At 62.0% G+C, this 15,828-nt stretch carries 18 protein-coding genes; 7 read left to right on the top strand and 11 right to left on the bottom strand.

Going from position 1 to position 15,828, the window contains the following annotated elements; genetic code table 11:
• Window positions 1-24 precede the first annotated feature (24 nt).
• Both clpP and DXY03_RS03485 read left to right on the top strand, forming a co-directional pair.
• On the top strand, window positions 25-618 hold the full coding sequence (gene clpP / locus DXY03_RS03490; protein ID WP_115009281.1) for an ATP-dependent Clp endopeptidase proteolytic subunit ClpP: 594 nt from the start codon (window positions 25-27) through the stop codon (window positions 616-618).
• Window positions 615-770 carry a DUF2256 domain-containing protein gene (locus DXY03_RS03485; RefSeq protein WP_114989259.1) on the top strand — a complete coding sequence of 52 codons (156 nt, stop codon included), beginning with the start codon at window positions 615-617 and terminating at the stop codon, window positions 768-770. Before clpP ends, DXY03_RS03485 begins: the two co-directional genes overlap by 4 nt.
• Before the next feature lie 52 nt (window positions 771-822).
• Here DXY03_RS03485 and ftsH read toward each other — a convergent pair whose 3' ends face one another.
• Genes ftsH through pyk form a run of 3 tightly spaced genes read right to left on the bottom strand, consistent with a single transcriptional unit; the run spans window position 823 to window position 5,494 of the window.
• A complete protein-coding gene (gene ftsH / locus DXY03_RS03480; RefSeq protein ID WP_115009118.1) occupies window positions 823-2,742 on the bottom strand; it encodes an ATP-dependent zinc metalloprotease FtsH in 1,920 nt (639 codons plus the stop codon).
• A 57-nt stretch (window positions 2,743-2,799) separates the two neighbouring features.
• Complete coding sequence (locus DXY03_RS03475) at window positions 2,800-4,029, bottom strand: ABC transporter permease (protein ID WP_115009117.1); 1,230 nt, start codon at window positions 4,027-4,029, stop codon at window positions 2,800-2,802.
• A gap of 13 nt (window positions 4,030-4,042) precedes the next feature.
• Window positions 4,043-5,494 carry a pyruvate kinase gene (gene pyk / locus DXY03_RS03470; protein WP_115009116.1) on the bottom strand — a complete coding sequence of 484 codons (1,452 nt, stop codon included), beginning with the start codon at window positions 5,492-5,494 and terminating at the stop codon, window positions 4,043-4,045.
• 56 nt (window positions 5,495-5,550) lie between these two features.
• Here pyk and DXY03_RS03465 point away from each other — a divergent pair, with 56 nt between their 5' ends.
• On the top strand, window positions 5,551-5,880 hold the full coding sequence (locus DXY03_RS03465) for a nucleoside triphosphate pyrophosphohydrolase family protein (RefSeq protein WP_115009115.1): 330 nt from the start codon (window positions 5,551-5,553) through the stop codon (window positions 5,878-5,880).
• A gap of 7 nt (window positions 5,881-5,887) precedes the next feature.
• Window positions 5,888-6,361, top strand: coding sequence for a hypothetical protein (locus DXY03_RS03460; protein WP_115009280.1), 474 nt, complete (start codon window positions 5,888-5,890; stop codon window positions 6,359-6,361).
• 14 nt (window positions 6,362-6,375) lie between these two features.
• On the opposite strand, the gene DXY03_RS03455 is transcribed toward DXY03_RS03460, so the two are convergent.
• From DXY03_RS03455 to ilvA, 3 genes are read right to left on the bottom strand one after another with little or no spacing between them, the layout of a single operon-like run.
• Window positions 6,376-6,672 carry a YggT family protein gene (locus DXY03_RS03455; RefSeq protein WP_114989255.1) on the bottom strand — a complete coding sequence of 99 codons (297 nt, stop codon included), beginning with the start codon at window positions 6,670-6,672 and terminating at the stop codon, window positions 6,376-6,378.
• 24 nt (window positions 6,673-6,696) lie between these two features.
• Window positions 6,697-7,194 (bottom strand): SMC-Scp complex subunit ScpB, encoded by a 498-nt coding sequence (scpB, locus tag DXY03_RS03450; protein WP_115009114.1) that lies wholly within the window; start codon window positions 7,192-7,194, stop codon window positions 6,697-6,699.
• A gap of 39 nt (window positions 7,195-7,233) precedes the next feature.
• Window positions 7,234-8,763, bottom strand: coding sequence for a threonine ammonia-lyase, biosynthetic (gene ilvA, locus DXY03_RS03445; protein ID WP_115009113.1), 1,530 nt, complete (start codon window positions 8,761-8,763; stop codon window positions 7,234-7,236).
• Window positions 8,764-8,843: 80 nt separating this feature from the next.
• Between ilvA and dxs the strand changes: the two genes are divergently transcribed.
• Both dxs and DXY03_RS03435 read left to right on the top strand, forming a co-directional pair.
• Window positions 8,844-10,775: a 1-deoxy-D-xylulose-5-phosphate synthase gene (gene dxs, locus DXY03_RS03440; protein WP_115009112.1), complete on the top strand. Its 1,932-nt coding sequence runs from the start codon at window positions 8,844-8,846 to the stop codon at window positions 10,773-10,775.
• A 13-nt stretch (window positions 10,776-10,788) separates the two neighbouring features.
• Window positions 10,789-11,976 carry an NAD(P)/FAD-dependent oxidoreductase gene (locus DXY03_RS03435; RefSeq protein ID WP_115009111.1) on the top strand — a complete coding sequence of 396 codons (1,188 nt, stop codon included), beginning with the start codon at window positions 10,789-10,791 and terminating at the stop codon, window positions 11,974-11,976.
• A 50-nt stretch (window positions 11,977-12,026) separates the two neighbouring features.
• On the opposite strand, the gene psaK is transcribed toward DXY03_RS03435, so the two are convergent.
• From psaK to DXY03_RS03420, 3 genes are all read right to left on the bottom strand, one after another.
• Window positions 12,027-12,284 (bottom strand): photosystem I reaction center subunit PsaK, encoded by a 258-nt coding sequence (psaK, locus tag DXY03_RS03430; protein ID WP_041434789.1) that lies wholly within the window; start codon window positions 12,282-12,284, stop codon window positions 12,027-12,029.
• 68 nt (window positions 12,285-12,352) lie between these two features.
• On the bottom strand, window positions 12,353-12,640 hold the full coding sequence (locus tag DXY03_RS03425; protein WP_115009110.1) for a DUF3593 domain-containing protein: 288 nt from the start codon (window positions 12,638-12,640) through the stop codon (window positions 12,353-12,355).
• Window positions 12,637-12,930: a DUF2499 domain-containing protein gene (locus tag DXY03_RS03420; protein WP_115009109.1), complete on the bottom strand. Its 294-nt coding sequence runs from the start codon at window positions 12,928-12,930 to the stop codon at window positions 12,637-12,639. The genes DXY03_RS03425 and DXY03_RS03420 overlap by 4 nt, the downstream gene beginning before the upstream one ends.
• 27 nt (window positions 12,931-12,957) lie before the next feature.
• Here DXY03_RS03420 and csaB point away from each other — a divergent pair, with 27 nt between their 5' ends.
• On the top strand, window positions 12,958-14,067 hold the full coding sequence (csaB, locus tag DXY03_RS03415) for a polysaccharide pyruvyl transferase CsaB (RefSeq protein WP_244272233.1): 1,110 nt from the start codon (window positions 12,958-12,960) through the stop codon (window positions 14,065-14,067).
• On the opposite strand, the gene DXY03_RS03410 is transcribed toward csaB, so the two are convergent.
• Together DXY03_RS03410 and DXY03_RS03405 are read right to left on the bottom strand one after the other, a co-directional pair.
• Complete coding sequence (locus DXY03_RS03410; protein WP_115009108.1) at window positions 14,024-15,016, bottom strand: ABC transporter ATP-binding protein; 993 nt, start codon at window positions 15,014-15,016, stop codon at window positions 14,024-14,026. The genes csaB and DXY03_RS03410 overlap by 44 nt on opposite strands.
• Window positions 15,013-15,828 (bottom strand): carbohydrate ABC transporter permease, encoded by an 816-nt coding sequence (locus DXY03_RS03405; protein WP_115009279.1) that lies wholly within the window; start codon window positions 15,826-15,828, stop codon window positions 15,013-15,015. The genes DXY03_RS03410 and DXY03_RS03405 overlap by 4 nt, the downstream gene beginning before the upstream one ends.

Genomic DNA, 15,828 nt, shown 5'->3' with positions numbered 1-15,828 from the left:
TTGCGCGACCCTGCTGATGCTCAGATGATCCCCATTGTGATTGAGGAGTCCGGCCGGGGAGAAAGGGCCTTTGACATTTATTCCAGGCTTCTGCGCGAGCGAATCATCTTCCTTGGTGAGGCTGTCACGAGTGACTCCGCCAACCGGATCGTGGCCCAGATGTTGTTCCTCGAAGCCGAGGATCCCGAGAAAGATATCTACCTCTACATCAACTCTCCCGGCGGGTCGGTTTACGACGGCCTCGGCATCTTCGACACAATGCAGCACATCAAACCGGATGTGCACACGGTGTGTGTCGGCCTTGCCGCAAGTATGGGAGCTTTCCTGCTCTGTGCCGGCACCAAGGGCAAGCGCAGCAGCCTGCAGCACTCCCGGATCATGATTCACCAGCCCTTGGGTGGTGCCCAGGGCCAAGCCAGCGACATCCGCATTCAGGCGGACGAAATCCTCTTCCTCAAGGATCGCCTCAACAAGGAACTGTCTGATCGCACCGGCCAACCCCTTGATCGGATCCAGCTGGACACCGACCGTGACTTCTTCATGTCACCCACCGAAGCGGTGAACTACGGCTTGATTGATTCGGTGATCGACAAGCGTCCCGTTCAGGCTGTTGCTTGAAGAAGGGAAGCTCTAAAAACAATCGTCCCAGCAAGATCTGTCCGGTCTGCGAGCGTCCCTTTGAGTGGCGCAAAGCCTGGAGAAATTGCTGGGATGAAGTTGTGTACTGCTCCGAGCGTTGTCGACGACGCAAGAACAAATCCAATCCATAAAAAAAAGCCCCCGTCTGAACAAGGCGGGAGCTTTTTATGGCTCGACCCAGAATCAGTCGAGGCTGACGACGGTGCGGTCTTTCTCAGGAACAGCGGTGAATTCAGCCAGAACAGCCTTGAACTCATCACCATCCATGGTTTCCTTTTCGATCAGCAGTTCCACCAGGCGATCCATGGCTTCGCGGTTAGCAGTCACGATCTCCACGGTCTCGTCATAACAGCGCTTCACCATGTTGCGCACTTGAACATCGATCTGTTGGGAGATCGATTCCGACACGTCACTGCGTGACATCAGGTCGCGCCCCAGGAACACTTCCTGACTGCCGCCCTCGAGGGCTACAGGGCCGAGATCACTCATGCCGAGTCGGGTCACCATGTTGCGGGCCATCGACGCCACCTGTTGGATGTCGCCACCGGCTCCGGTGGTGACTTCCTGGTGTCCGAACACCACGTCCTCTGCTGCACGACCACCCAGGGCTCCCATGATGCGTGCCTTGAGCTGGGCACGGGTGACCAGGGTTTGCTCCTCATCCGGGGAGAACCAGGTCAGGCCTTGGGCCTGGCCACGGGGAATCAAGGTGACCTTCTGAACAGGGTCGTGGTCTTTGACCAATGTGCCGATCAGGGCATGACCGACTTCGTGATAAGCGATCAGACGCTTGCTGCGACCGTCGGTGAGGGGACGACCCTCCATGCCAGCGATGATCCGATCCACAGCGTCGTCGATCTCGCTCAAGCCGATGGCTTCCTTGCGGCGGCGGGCGGTGAGGATGGCCGCCTCGTTCATCAGGTTGGCCAGGTCTGCACCGGTGAAACCAGGGGTGCGGCGGGCGATGCTTTCGAGGGACAGCTCCTCTTCGAGCTTCTTGTTGCGGCAGTGCACATCGAGGATGGCCAGGCGACCCTTGATGTCGGGGGCGTCCACGGTGACCTGACGGTCAAAACGGCCGGGACGCATCAGAGCTGAGTCCAGAACGTCGGGGCGGTTGGTGGCGGCAATGATGATGATGCCGCTGTTGCCTTCGAAGCCATCCATCTCCGTCAGGAGTTGGTTGAGCGTCTGTTCGCGTTCGTCGTTGCCTCCACCGATGCCGGCACCGCGCTGGCGGCCGACGGCATCAATTTCGTCGATGAAGATCAAGCAAGGGCTGTTCTCCTTGGCCTTCTTGAACAGATCGCGGACGCGGCTGGCACCCACGCCAACGAACATCTCAACGAACTCAGAACCAGAAAGGGAGAAGAAGGGAACGCCCGCCTCACCGGCAATGGCCTTGGCCAGAAGGGTTTTGCCGGTGCCGGGAGGGCCGACTAGCAGGAGGCCGCGGGGAATCTGAGCACCCACTGAGGTGAATCGCTCGGGCTGCTTCAGGAAGGTGACCACTTCCTGGAGTTCCTGCTTGGCTTCGGTGACGCCGGCCACGTCATCGAACATGACGCCGGTCTCCGCTTCCATCATGAAGCGGGCTTTGCTCTTGCCGAACTGCATGGCCTGGCCAGGGCCGCCAGGCATGTTGCTGTTGCGGCGGGCCAGGAAGATCAGGGCACCGATCAGCAGCAGCGGGAAGGCCAAATTGCCCAGCACGCCGAGGGCCGGAGGTGCTGTGCGGGGAGGATGAATATCAAAGCTGATGCCTTCGGTCTTCAGCGTGTTGATCAGCTCAGGGGCCAGACCAGGAAGGTCAACGCGCAGGCGTTGAACGCGGTTGTCGAGGTCGGGATCGACAGCTTCAATCACGGCGTTGCGGCCACCGTCGTAGATATCAACGGCTGTCACGCGACCGGCCTCGACGTAATCGAGGAAGCGGCCGTAGCTCATCCGTGCCACCGCGGCATTGCGGGGAGCGACGGTGGTGCCATTGCTGTCCTGGCTGAGGCCGTTGATGCCTCCGTTGCTCACCACCTGCCAGCCGATCAGCAACACGACGCCGATTGGCAGCAGCCAGAGGGCAAGAAGGCGCCAGCGCTGATTCATGAGCTGAAGAAATTCGTTAATGAGTGTAAAGGAGTTGGACTGATTTCTGAGGTCTGATCAAAGGCTTCTCAGGGCAACAATCGGGTCGAGCTTTGCGGCTCGTCGGGCTGGAACAACTCCGAAGAACAGCCCGATGGATCCTGAGAGTCCAACGGTGACCACCACCATCGTTGCGCCGATCGTTGCTGGCAGGGGCGTGACCGCCGCCACGAGGCTCACTGTTCCAAGACCCGCCAGCGTGCCGATGGCGCCGCCCAGGCTGGCAAGCACCAGGGATTCCACTAGAAACTGCTGCAGAACATCACCGCTGCGGGCCCCCAGGGCTTTGCGCAGACCGATCTCCTCGGTGCGTTCGCTGACGGACACCAACATGATGTTCATGATCCCGATGCCTCCCACCAGCAGGGAGATCCCACCAATGGCCCCGAGCATCAGGGTGAGTCCTCCGGTGATGGTGCCCACGATGGTGAGAGCGTCCTTCTGGGATCGCACCACGAAATCGTCGTCCCGGAGAATCCGGTGCCGCTGCCTCAGCAGGTTGTTGATCTGAAAACTGGCTGCGTTGATGCTGTTTTCATCCCTGGCTTCAACACTGATGGAGTTGAGGCTGACGCCATAAATTGGATCCCGACCGGTGATCCGGTTCACCATCGTGGTGATGGGGATGTAAGTATTTTCATCCTGGTTGCTGCCGAACACGGCTCCTTTGGGGGCCATCACACCGACCACCTCAAAGCTTTGATTGCCGATGCGCACCTGCTGGCCAATCGCTGAGCCAGTGGGAAACAATTTGGTGCGCAGATCAGAGCCGAGCACGGCGATGGCTTTCGCACCGGCCACGTCCTTGGCGTTGATGAAACGGCCCTTGGCCACGTCGAATCCGCGCACAGGGGGGAACTCCGATGTCGCGCCGAAGACCGCACCCGTGGAGCTGCGGGCTCCGGCCTGCACCACCTGATTGGTGTTGATCACGGGCGCCACGCGCTTGACGCTGGGAACCTGGGTGGCGATGGCTTCGGCATCTTCCAGCACGAGCGTTTTCGGTCGCGTGACTCCTTGGCGTCTGGCGTTTGTGTTGCCCGGAACCACAAACAACACATTGGCGCCGAGATTGTTCAACTGGCCTTCAGCCAGCAATTGCGCTCCCCGTCCAACCCCAACAAGGGTGATCACCGAGGCGTTGCCGATCACGATGCCTACCATCGTGAGCAGGCTGCGCAGGCGGTTGCTCCGCAGGGTGGACAGGGCCATCCGCACCGTTTCCGTTGCGGGCATGCGCCGGTTCATGGTGTGGCGTCGCTCAGATCAGTGTCGCTTCAGCTTCGTTGCCAACGATGCTCACCTTGACCAGATCTGTGGATCCGGAAACACCGGTATGCGTGCCTGCGGACTGCACCACGAGATCACCCTCTTTCAGAAGATCGAGCTCCTTGGCTTTGACCATCGCCGCCTGGAAGGTCTGCGTGGTGCGTTCGCCCTGGGGAATTACCAGCGGTGTCACGCCCCAAACCAGTTGCAGACGACAGGCAACCGTGCGATCAGGAGTGATGGCAAGGATCGGTGCCGCAGGCCGGAACTTGCTCACGTTGCGAGCTGTGGCCCCGCTTCGCGTGAGGGGAAGAATCGCGGAGGCATTGAGCTGGCTGGCGATGGTGCTGACCGCACCGCTCAAGGCGTTGGGAATGGTGCTGGGCAGGTGGCTGTCGATCGAGCGTTGGGGATAGTCCTTCTCGATCCTGCGAGCAATGGTGGCCATGGTTTGAACGGCCTCCACGGGGAAATCCCCCACCGCGGTTTCGTTGGAGAGCATCACGGCATCGGTGCCATCCAGGATGGCGTTGGCCACGTCGCTGACTTCGGCTCGGGTGGGCCGGGGGCTGGAGGCCATGGAATCCAGCATCTGGGTGGCCGTGATGATCGGGATGCCCAGGCTGTTGGCCTTGCGGATCAGTTCCTTCTGCAGTAACGGAACTTCCTCGGCCGGCATCTCCACGCCAAGGTCACCGCGGGCCACCATCACGCCGTCACAGAGCGGCAGGATCGAATCGATCTGATCGATGGCCTCAAACTTTTCGATCTTCGCCACCACAGGGGTCTCGTGGCCCTGTTCGCGGATCAGTCCGCGGATCTCCTCCATGTCGGAGGGATTGCGCACGAAGCTGAGGGCCACCCAGTCCACTCCCTGGCTGAGTCCGAAGGCCAAGTCCGTCTTGTCCTTGTCCGTGAGGGCGCGAACGGACAACTGAACGTCCGGGAAGTTGACGCCCTTGTTGTTGGAGAGAACACCGCCCACGGTGACGGTGCAATGCAGGGTCTGCTGCGCTTTATCGACGGTATCGACCTTCATCTCAACGCGGCCGTCGTCGAGCAGGATCCGGCTTCCTGCGGTGACTTCGTCCGCCAGCTTGTCGTAGGTGACCGTTGCGATCGTCTTGTCGCAGCTCACCGGCCGTGAGGTGAGCGTGAACGGATCACCGTTGGCCAGGGTGATCGGACCCTCAGCGAATCGCCCGAGCCGGATCTTCGGGCCCTGAAGGTCCTGAAGGATGCCGATGGTCTGCCCCAATTCCTCAGACACCTGACGAATCGTGGCGATGCGAGCGGCGTGTTCGCTGTGGTCCCCGTGGGAAAAGTTCAGCCTGAAGGTGGTGGCACCAGCCTTCACCAGCTCCTTGATCCGCTCCGGGCTCTCGGTGGCAGGGCCGATGGTGGCCACGATCTTGGTCCGTCGGTTCAGGTCGAACTGGCCCATATCGCGGCTGAAAATCCCTGCGGAAACTACCATCCGGGCGTTTCCCAACCGGCCCCATGGAGATGAATTCCTATCAGGACGCCGCCCGAAAGACGGCTGCCTACCCGGATGTGGGCCGTAATCCCATCTATCCGACCCTCGGTTTGACCGGTGAAGCCGGCGAGGTGGCCGACAAGGTGAAAAAGGTGATTCGCGACCGTGGCGGTGTGTTTGACGCCGACACCCGCGAAGCGATCAAGTTCGAGTTGGGAGATGTGCTCTGGTACGTGGCTCAGCTGGCCAGCGAACTGGGTTATGACCTGAATGAGGTGGCTGACGCCAACCTGCAGAAACTGTCGAGCCGGGCTGCTCGTGGGCGCATCGGAGGCAGTGGTGACCAACGTTGATCTCCTGATGCTCCGTCGATTCGCTTCCGTATTGTTCTGCCTGCTCCTGCTGCTGGGGCTGGCGCTCCCCTGTAACGCCGCTGAACTGCAGCTCAGTGAGGTTCGCCTTGATCCCTGTGGAGAGCTGGATGCCGGCAATCAACCTGAATTAAGCCGACCGGTTGGTGCCAGCTGTTATGTGCTGACGGGAGACGTTGAGAACCGCAGCAAGAACAGCGTCATCGACACCGATGTGTATGCACGGATCCTGGATGCCAGTGGTGAACCGGTTCTTCCCAACAGAACCCGGGTGGGATCCATCGGGGATGTGAACCCTGGTCACTCCCCGTTCGCCCTGCGAATCTCAGTGCCGGCCGGAACCCCAGGGCCGTTTGTGATCAAAAATCCCCGTGCCCGTGGATTCAATGCTCCAGTCCGCAGCCGCGTTGATGTTGACGAGGATGACTTGCTGCCGTTGGAACGGGGCATTAACCAACAGTGATTACCCAGAGGTGATCACCAGCTGGAGCCCGACATGTAGAAGGCGCTGATCGACTGCCCCACCAGGCTCTGCAACAGGTTCAGGGCCAGGAAGGCCAGGATGGCGGAGAGGTCAATGCCCCCCAGCGGTGGGATCAAACCTCTGAAGGCGTTCAGGTAAGGGTCGGTGATCGCACTCACGCTGCTGAGCACCGGATTGCCCCAGTCCAGATTTGGGAACCAGCTCAGCAGAACCCGCACGATCAGCACCAAGGAATAGATCTGCAGGGTTTGGGACAGCACCTGCAGCAAGGTGACGGGTAGAGATTCCATGACGGGAGCTGATCTGCTCTGACTTTATGCAGCTTCCGTCAGATCGGTTGCCCCGAGATCAGGAAGCACGGAGAAGGTGCGGTGAAATTTTTCGGTGAGGGTGAGCCAGTAGGACCGCCCCTCGCTCTGACGACGCCGTTCGATGAAGTCCTGCGCCAGAAGTTCCTTGATGTGGTCGTAGGCCCCCGAGCCCCGCAGATCCACAAGATCCGATTGAAGAATGCGTTTCTTCAGGGCAATGGTGGCGAGGGTTCGAAGGGTTGCTGTGGAGAGATTTACCGGCAGCAGGTCTTTGACCAGATCGCCCATGCCCGGCCGCAGCTGCAGCCCGTAGCGACCGCTCTGTTCAACGACCTCCAGGGCACTGTCCCTCTGGGCGTAGGAGGCCGTCAGGGCGACGAGGGCTTCTTCAACGCTTCGTCGGTCGGCGTCGGCTAGCTCGGCCAGTTCCCCGATGCTGACGGGCCGACCCTTGAGATAAAGAATCGCCTCGAGCCGGGTGGGCAGGGATGGAGACGTCATCACAACCCCTCGAGAGCACTCAAGTTACCGCCCTGAAACTCAGAGGAACAGGCCATAGGCCGGGTTGTTGGTTTCATCCCAGTGGCGATAGCCAAGGGCATTGAGGAATTCGGTCCAGCCCTGCATGTCCTGTTCCGGCACCAGCACGCCAACAACGATGCGCCCAACGTCAGCGCCATGGTTTCTGTAGTGGAAGATGCTGATGCTCCAGCCGGGGTGGAGAGCATCCACGAAGCTCATCAAGGCACCCGGGCGTTCGGGAAATTCGAAGCGATACAGCAGCTCTTTGCATTCGCCGGCACAGGCCGTGCGGGCTGAAGCCGGCAGACGGCCGCCCACCATGTGGCGCAGGTGAACCTTGGCAAATTCGTTGTCGCTGAGATCGAGGCAGGGGAAGCCGCCACGCTCCAGCTGGCCCAGCAGGGATGCACGGTCGTTGTCATCGCTCACCTGCACACCGATGAAGATCTGCGCCGAGGCGCTATCAGTCATGCGGTAGCTGAATTCCGTGAGGCTTCGCTCCCGCAGCAGTTCGCAAAGCCGCCTCAGGCTGCCGGGTGATTCGGGAATCTCCACGGCCAGCATTGCTTCGCGCTCTTCCCCGAGCTCAGCCCGTTCGGCGATGAAGCGCAGCCTGTCGAAATTCATGTTGGCCCCGCAGGCCACCGCCACCAGATTGCGCCCCGCCAGCTGGCGATCGGCCACGTCCTGTTTGAGTCCTGCCAGCGCCAGAGCACCGGCGGGCTCAAGGATCGAACGGGTGTCTTCAAAAACGTCCTTGATCGCGGCACAGATGGCATCGGTGTCGACCCTCACCATCCGATCGACGAACTGCTGGGCCAGCGCAAAGGTGTGTTCCCCCACCTTTCTCACGGCGACACCATCGGCAAACAGCCCCACCTGTTCCAGTTCCACCCGCTGCCCTCGCTCGAGGGAGCGACTCAGGGCATCGGCATCAACCGGCTCCACGCCGATCACCTCCGTTTCCGGCCACAGCCGTTTCACGTAGGCGGCGATGCCCGCGATCAGGCCACCGCCACCCACGGCCACATAGATCGCATTGGGTGGCTGCTCGGCCTGGCGCATGATCTCCATGCCAATCGTTCCCTGGCCTGCGATCACTTCCGGATCGTCGAAGGGGTGAATGAAGGTGAGCCCCTCGGCCTTGCAGCGTCGCTGCGCTTCCGCGGAGCACTCGTCGTAGGTCTCGCCATGGAGGACCACGTCACCACCCAGGGCCCGCACGGCCCGCACTTTCACCTCGGGTGTGGTGCTTGGCATCACGATCACGGCCCGACAGCCAAGGCGCTGGGCACTCAGGGCGACGCCCTGGGCATGGTTCCCGGCACTGGAGGCAATCACTCCGCGCTTGAGCTCGTCTCTGCTGAGCTGCGCCATGCGGTTGTAGGCGCCGCGCAGCTTGAACGAGAACACCGGCTGGAGATCCTCACGCTTCAGCCAGACCGTGTTGTTCAGCCGGCGGCTCAGATTGGGTGCGGGATCCAAAGGGGTTTCCCGCGCCACGTCGTAGACGCGGGCACGCAGGATCCGCTGCAGGTAGTCGGTCATCTCACCATTCTTCCAAGGGTTCGATCCAGACAGGATCCGGGTTGGTTCCCGTAGATTGCACGTATTGGAGTTGGCAGTGCATGCATCTCGGAGATCTGAAGCATCCGAATGAACTGCACGGACTCAGCCCGGCCCAGCTTGAGGACGTGGCTCGGCAGATTCGTGAGCGGCATCTGCAGGTGGTGTCCACCAGCGGTGGCCACCTGGGGCCTGGCCTGGGGGTTGTTGAGCTGACCCTGGCGCTGTACCAGACGCTGGATCTCGACCATGACCGTGTTATCTGGGATGTGGGCCATCAGGCCTACCCCCACAAATTGATCACCGGCCGGTTCAACGATTTCGACTCCCTGCGCCAGCAGCACGGGGTGGCGGGTTACCTCAAGCGCACAGAGAGCGATTTCGACCACTTCGGAGCGGGTCATGCCAGCACCTCCATCTCAGCGGCGCTGGGCATGGCCATGGCGCGGGACAACCGGGGCGAGTCGTTCAAATGCGTTGCCGTCATCGGTGATGGAGCCCTGACAGGCGGCATGGCTCTGGAGGCCATCAACCACGCCGGACACCTTCCCAACACGCCGCTCCTTGTGGTGCTGAACGACAACGACATGTCGATCTCTCCGCCGGTTGGTGCGCTCTCGAACGTGCTGAACCGTGCGCGGCTCAGCCCACCGATGCAGTTCCTCTCAGGGAGTGTTGAGGAAAGCGTTCGGCATCTGCCCTTCATGGGTGGAGAGATTCCTGCGGAACTCAACCGCCTCAAGGGCAGCATGCGTCGCCTCGCGGTTCCCAAGGTGGGTGCCGTTTTCGAGGAACTTGGCTTCACCTACATGGGGCCGATCGACGGCCACGACATCGGTGAAATGGTGCGCACCTTCCAGGCAGCTCACCGTGAGGGTGGCCCTGTGCTGGTGCATGTGGTCACCAAAAAGGGCAAGGGCTATCCCTACGCCGAGGCCGATCAGGTGGGCTATCACGCCCAATCAGCTTTTGATCTCGGAACCGGCAAGGCGATTCCGTCGTCCAAACCAAAACCCCCCAGCTACAGCAAGGTGTTTGGGCAGACCCTGGTCAAGCTGTGTGAGCAGAACAGTCGGGTGATCGGCATCACTGCGGCCATGGCCACCGGTACCGGTCTCGATCTGCTTCAGAAGGCCGTTCCGGACCAGTATGTGGACGTGGGCATCGCTGAGCAACATGCCGTCACCCTGGCGGCAGGCATGGCCTGCGAGGGGTTGCGTCCTGTCGTTGCCATCTACAGCACCTTCCTTCAGCGCGCCTATGACCAGTTGATCCACGACGTGGGCATCCAGAAGCTGCCGGTCACCTTCGTGCTCGATCGTGCCGGCATCGTTGGTGCCGACGGGCCGACCCACCAGGGTCAGTACGACATCAGCTACATGCGGGCCATTCCCAACTTCACGGTGATGGCACCGAAGGATGAGGCTGAGCTGCAGCGCATGCTCGTGACCTGCCTGCAGCACGACGGGCCCACGGCGTTGCGGATTCCGCGGGGCTCCGGAGAAGGCGTGCCCTTGATGGAAGAGGGTTGGGAATCGCTGCCGATCGGCCGCGGTGAACTGCTGCGGGAAGGCGACGATCTGATGATCGTGGCCTACGGCTCGATGGTGGCTCCGGCCCTCGCCACAGCAACGCTTCTGGAGGAAGCCGGTCTCTCCACCACCGTGATCAACGCCCGCTTCCTGAGGCCCCTGGATCAGGTGCTGATCCATCCATTGGCACGTCGCATCCCCCGCGTGGTCACCATGGAAGAGGGAGCCCTGCCCGGTGGTTTTGGCGCAGCGGTTCTGGAGTCGTTGATCGATCAGGACATCAACGTATCGATGTTGCGCATCGGCATCCCCGACCAGCTGGTTGATCACGCCACGCCGCAGCAGAGCAAGGAAGCTCTCGGCATCACTCCTGCCCAGATGGCTGAACGCATCCTTGAGCGCTTCAGCAACACCTCTGGTGATCTGCCAGCCACCGCTTCGGTCAAGGCCCTGCAGGCCTGAAGCTGAGGGCTCGGTGTCCGTTCTGATCGTTGGCGCGGGACCGTCCGGTGCACGTCTGGCGATTCAACTGGCGCGGGCGGGTGCTGAGGTGACCCTGGTGGATCGCCTGGCTGATCCCCATCGCCATGCCTATTCCAGTGGCGCCCTGCCTCTAGAGGCTGTTCGTCGCTTGGGTCTGCCGGATGACGCCATTGCCGCCACCTGGCAGGGCTGGCAGCTGCACGATCCCTCGGGTCTGGTTCATCAGTGGTGGTCGTCCGGCGATCTGGGGGTAGTCCTCGACTTCGGCCGGCTTCGGTCCTGGCTCTGGGAGGAAGCGCGCCGCCATGGTGTCGAGTTGATCCAGGGCTGCCGGGCCACGCTGAGCACGCTCACGGCCGATCAAGCCAGCGTGCGGTTGCAAACACGTGATGGGCGTTCGTCATTGCGCTCACCGCGCTGGCTGATTGATGCCACCGGTGCACGCCGAGATCTGCTGCAGCAGGCCGGCCTCAGCCCCAATCCCGAGGATCCTCTGCTGCAGGGCATCGGCGTTGAGTGGTTGCTGCAGACCGATGACCGTCAGGCGGCTGCCTGGCGGGATCGGATCAGTTTCTTTCTGGGCACCGCCTGGATCCCCCATGGATACGGCTGGATCTTTCCCATGCAGGGGCAACGGCTGAAGGTGGGGGTCTGTCACCTTCCACCGGAGGATCGTCCGAGTCCCGGCAGCCTGGCTGGGCCCCTTCAGCGCTTGATTCAACGCTGCGGCTTGAGCGCCTGCCCGGTGCTGGATCGCCATGGCGGGCCGGTGTCGAGCAGCATCGCCCGCTCCGAACCTTTGGTGGCTGGTGCCCTGCTGGCGGTGGGGGATGCGGCCAGTTCCGCCAATCTGCTCGGGGGAGAAGGAATCCGCCATGCGATGGATAGCGCCGATCAACTGGCCGAACTGCTGATCGCTGAAGGGATGTCTGGGGACTCCACGGCCATTGCCTTTCGCTACCAAGAGCAACTCAAGGCCCAACGGAGTTGGCGTTGGTTGGTGTCGGGCCGGCTGGCGCGGCGCACCTGGTGGGGCCTCGACAATCCAAGGGCGGACCGACGTCTGGAACGACTGATCAATGGGCTGTCTGCGACCGCAGAAGCCCCTGCTCTCTCAGAGCTGTTGTTCAACTACAACTTCGAGCGTTACGGCCTGCGCCTGCTGCCGTATCTGCTCTGAGCCAAGGGTGTTTCAGGGAGGAGACTGGCTCCTCCCTCAAGAGATGTGCTTCAGAGCACGCCGCGGGCGGCCAGACCCTGGATGGCGCCGATGCCAATGATGTGGCCGAGGCTGGTGGTGCCGAGCAGGGCTGCATGACCCATGCCGCCGAAGAAGGAAGCGTTGGGGAGTGCGGCGCCAACGTTGGGGTGCTTGATCGTGGCCTTGCCGACCATGATGGCAACCACATTGCAGAGGATCATCACCAGGGCGACCTTGGGAGACCAGGACACGGAGGCGGGAGCGATCGCGAAAAGGTGGGTCAGCATTCGAGCCAATGAGCGACACCTCATCTTCCGGCGCTAGCGACGCCTTGCCTGCCTCTCTTAAGAGTTGTTCACCCTTTTTTGGGGTTTGGGTACAACAAACCGATCATCAAAACCGTGTTGCTGAGGCTGAGAAAGGCTTCTGCCCCACCGTGCAACCAGTCAATCTCCACAAGTTCCGCTGAGCAGCAGCGCAGGGCGGCAATGGCGGCACCAATCGTGACGGCCACAAACAGCAGGGTGAGCTGAAAGCCCCGCTCCGCCATCAGCGGAAGTGCCTCACTTTTCCGCAGCCAGTGCAGAAACAGGAGATAGGGGATCAGCGAGGCGGCGAACAGTGGTGCGGGATCGAAGTTCATGGAGCACTGACTCCGTCCGCCTGCCGGCGTCGTTGGAGCTGCCAGGCCGCCAAGGCCAGGGTGCAGTTGCCGATCACGGTGAACAGGGCCTGAAGGGTGACCAGCCCCCGAAGCGCTTCGCTGTTGTCAAACAGATGCCAGGTGCAGGCAGCCATGGCACTGACCAGGGCCGGAAGCATGGCCCAGGCAAGGCCCTGTAGCCCACGCCGATGCATCAACACGATCGCCACGCACCACTCCACCACGGAGGCGACATGGATCCACCAGGTTCCGAGCGACAACGCGTGCATGCCCTGAATCCTAGGAATCGGTTGATAATGCCCGAAGTGAACAGGCTGCTGCCCGTGGTCCGCCCCACTGCGCCTGTATTGCTGCTTTGCGGCTACTACGGAGAGCACAACCTCGGCGACGATGCCCTGCTTCAGGTGCTGGTGTCGTCCCTTCCCCAGCCGCAGCAGCTGCTGATCACAGCCCGCGATCCAGCTCCCGTTCTGGCCTTGGCTCCGTCGGCGCAGGCGGTGAACCGCCGTTCCCTGCGGCTCTGTCTTCGTGCGGCCCTGAGAGCTGATGTTCTGGTGCTTGGTGGCGGGAGCCTGCTGCAGGACAGCACCAGCTTCAGCAGCCTCGTTTATTACCTGCTGCTGATGACGGTTGCCCGCCTCGGTGGCGCCGAGGTGGTTCTCTGGGGGCAGGGCCTTGGACCCCTGCGGCGTCGGATTAGTCGCCTCTTGGTTCGCACGGTGTTGCCCTTCTGCAAGGCAGCAAGTTGGAGGGATCAGCGCTCCTTTGATTGGGCCCGGCGTTGGGCCCCCAAGCTGCCGATGGTTCTGGCCGCCGATCCGGTCTGGCAGATGCCGGCGCGCCCTTGGCTTGGCGGCGACGCGATCGTGCTCAGCTGGCGTCCCACACCTTTGCTGGATTCTGCGGGCTGGCGTTGCTTAACCGAAGCCCTGGATCGGCTCAGTGCCGATTTGGATGCGCCGGTGATCTGGCTGGCCTTTCATCACCATCAGGACGCACCCCTGTTGCAGCACCTGAGTGATCAAGGTCTGCTGCCGGCGCGATTGAAGGCGCGCAGCTCAACCCTGGTGCCCCAGTCCCTGGAGGCTGTGTCCGATCTGGTGCAGCGGGCGCGCCTGGTGCTGCCGATGCGGTTGCATGCCCTGATCCTGGCCCGACTGGCCAACAGCCCCATGGCTGCCCTCAGCTACGACCCGAAGGTGGAGGCTGCAGCGGCCATGGCCACGGTGCCCTGCATCCCCTTGCGCTTGCTTCCCTCTGTGGATGATCTGCTGACGCTTTGGCGGGCCGAAGTGGACCGTCCAGCCGATCCTGATCAGACCGAAGCCCTACGCCGCCAGGCGTCAGCGCACAGCGAGCTTCTCAATCGGATGGCAGCCGATCTGACGGCAAACGACGGCCGCTGACGGCATCGAAGCGATGCTCACAAGCGCTGGGCCAACTGATGCGTGGCTCAGCCTCGATCGCTGTTTCTCCGGGGCAGACCAGCCGCAGGTCGCCGCGATCGCAGCGCACTAGCAGCATCTGGTTGGCTCCGAACCATTCACGGCTGAGGATCGTGCAGGGTGAGCCTGCGGGATCGAGCCTTAGATCGTCTGGTCGGATGCCGGTGATCACTCCATCTCTGGCTGGCAGCAGATTCATCTGCGGGCGGCCGATGAACTGAGCGACGTAGGTGCTGGCCGGTTGCAGGTACAGCTCGCGGGGTGTTCCGATCTGTTCAATCCTTCCCTCGCGCATCACAGCGATGCGATCCGCCAGCGCCATCGCCTCTTGCTGGTCATGGGTGACGTAAACCACAGGCTGCTCACCGCCGATCATCAGGCGGCGCAATTGAGGCCGCAGGTCCTCACGCAACTGGGCATCCAGATTGCTCATCGGCTCATCGAGCAGATAAACGAGGGGGTCCCGCAACAGGGCTCGGGCCAGGGCAACGCGCTGGCGCTGGCCGCCGGACAGTTGTGACGGCCGTTGCCGGGCTTGCTCGCTGAGCTGCAACACCTCCAGCACGCCGCGGATTCGTTCATCGCGGGTGGCGGCGCTACCGCCCCGCATGCGCAGCCCCAGTTCGAGGTTGTCCCACACATTCAGATGCGGGAACAGGGCATAGCTTTGAAACACCATCCCCACCCGGCGACGCTCAGCGGGCACGTCGACCATCTCCGCACCATTGATGCGAATCGACCCTTGATCGGGGTGATCGAGCCCGGCGATCAGACGCAGGGCCGTGCTTTTCCCACAGCCGCTGGCCCCAAGCAGAGCGACGCATTCGCCGTTGGCCACATTGAGGTCGAGCTGGTGGAGAACCTGTCGCTCGCCGAAGCGCTTGTTGATGGCCCGAAGTTGCAGTGTCATCCCTTGATGGCTCCGTTGGTGAGTCCACTGACGATCTGGCGCTGAAACACCAGCACCAGCACCAGAAGAGGAATGGCACCGAGCACGGTGGCTGCCGCGTAGGTGCCGTAGGGGACGGAATAGGTGGATGATCCCGCAATGCGGGCCATCGCCACCGGCAATGTGAGCAGATCGCTGCGGCTCAGCCAGGTGAGCGCCACGGGATATTCGTTCCAGGCGAACAGGAACACCAGGATTGCCGTGCTGGCGGAGGCCGGGGCAATCAAGGGGAGCAGCACCCAGCGCAGCCGCTGCCACAACGACAGCCCCTCAAGCTTTGCTGCGTCTTCGAGGTCGTTTGGCAGGGCTTCGAAGGCCGCGGTGAGCAGCAGCAGGGCCAGAGGCATCGACAAACCGCTGTAGGGAATGGCGATGGCGATCAGGTTGTTGCCGAGGGAAAAGGTGCGGGCCAGTTCGAGCAGTGCCAGAAACAGCAGCACATAAGGGAAAAGAGCGGCGCCCACCACGGCAGTGCGGAGGATTCCTTTCAACCGCTGAGGCAGCTTTGCCAGTCCGTAGGCGGCGGGGATGGCCAGCATCAAGGTGAGCAGGGTGGTGAGGGAAGCCGCCAAGCTGCTGTTGAGCAGGTAACGCCAGAAGGGCGGATCGGTGCTGAGCAGATCCCGGTAGTTGTTGAGCGTCCAACGGCTCCAGAAGCTCAGGTGGTCATTGACCAGAGCATCTGCGGTGGTGAAGGAACTCAGCAGCTGCCACAGCATCGGAGCGAGGGACCAGACCAGCAGCAGAGCAATCCAGAGCGAACGACGTGTCAT

The organism is Synechococcus sp. N5 (genome assembly GCF_900473925.1).
Taxonomy (GTDB): domain Bacteria; phylum Cyanobacteriota; class Cyanobacteriia; order PCC-6307; family Cyanobiaceae; genus Parasynechococcus.
The sequence above is the reverse complement of the archived record's forward strand: the minus strand, read 5'-3'. Positions and strand labels throughout refer to the sequence as shown.

What these genes read in the sequence shown, in the direction of transcription:
- clpP (WP_115009281.1), top strand. Translation starts at nt 25, where the DNA reads ATGATCCCCATTGTGATTGAGGAGTCCGGCCGGGGAGAAAGGGCCTTT.
- ftsH (WP_115009118.1), bottom strand. Translation starts at nt 2,742, where the DNA reads ATGAATCAGCGCTGGCGCCTTCTTGCCCTCTGGCTGCTGCCAATCGGC.
- DXY03_RS03475 (WP_115009117.1), bottom strand. Translation starts at nt 4,029, where the DNA reads ATGAACCGGCGCATGCCCGCAACGGAAACGGTGCGGATGGCCCTGTCC.
- pyk (WP_115009116.1), bottom strand. Translation starts at nt 5,494, where the DNA reads ATGGGCCAGTTCGACCTGAACCGACGGACCAAGATCGTGGCCACCATC.
- DXY03_RS03465 (WP_115009115.1), top strand. Translation starts at nt 5,551, where the DNA reads ATGGAGATGAATTCCTATCAGGACGCCGCCCGAAAGACGGCTGCCTAC.
- DXY03_RS03460 (WP_115009280.1), top strand. Translation starts at nt 5,888, where the DNA reads ATGCTCCGTCGATTCGCTTCCGTATTGTTCTGCCTGCTCCTGCTGCTG.
- DXY03_RS03455 (WP_114989255.1), bottom strand. Translation starts at nt 6,672, where the DNA reads ATGGAATCTCTACCCGTCACCTTGCTGCAGGTGCTGTCCCAAACCCTG.
- scpB (WP_115009114.1), bottom strand. Translation starts at nt 7,194, where the DNA reads ATGACGTCTCCATCCCTGCCCACCCGGCTCGAGGCGATTCTTTATCTC.
- ilvA (WP_115009113.1), bottom strand. Translation starts at nt 8,763, where the DNA reads ATGACCGACTACCTGCAGCGGATCCTGCGTGCCCGCGTCTACGACGTG.
- dxs (WP_115009112.1), top strand. Translation starts at nt 8,844, where the DNA reads ATGCATCTCGGAGATCTGAAGCATCCGAATGAACTGCACGGACTCAGC.
- psaK (WP_041434789.1), bottom strand. Translation starts at nt 12,284, where the DNA reads ATGCTGACCCACCTTTTCGCGATCGCTCCCGCCTCCGTGTCCTGGTCT.
- DXY03_RS03425 (WP_115009110.1), bottom strand. Translation starts at nt 12,640, where the DNA reads ATGAACTTCGATCCCGCACCACTGTTCGCCGCCTCGCTGATCCCCTAT.
- DXY03_RS03420 (WP_115009109.1), bottom strand. Translation starts at nt 12,930, where the DNA reads ATGCACGCGTTGTCGCTCGGAACCTGGTGGATCCATGTCGCCTCCGTG.
- csaB (WP_244272233.1), top strand. Translation starts at nt 12,958, where the DNA reads ATGCCCGAAGTGAACAGGCTGCTGCCCGTGGTCCGCCCCACTGCGCCT.
- DXY03_RS03410 (WP_115009108.1), bottom strand. Translation starts at nt 15,016, where the DNA reads ATGACACTGCAACTTCGGGCCATCAACAAGCGCTTCGGCGAGCGACAG.
- DXY03_RS03405 (WP_115009279.1), bottom strand. Translation starts at nt 15,828, where the DNA reads ATGACACGTCGTTCGCTCTGGATTGCTCTGCTGCTGGTCTGGTCCCTC.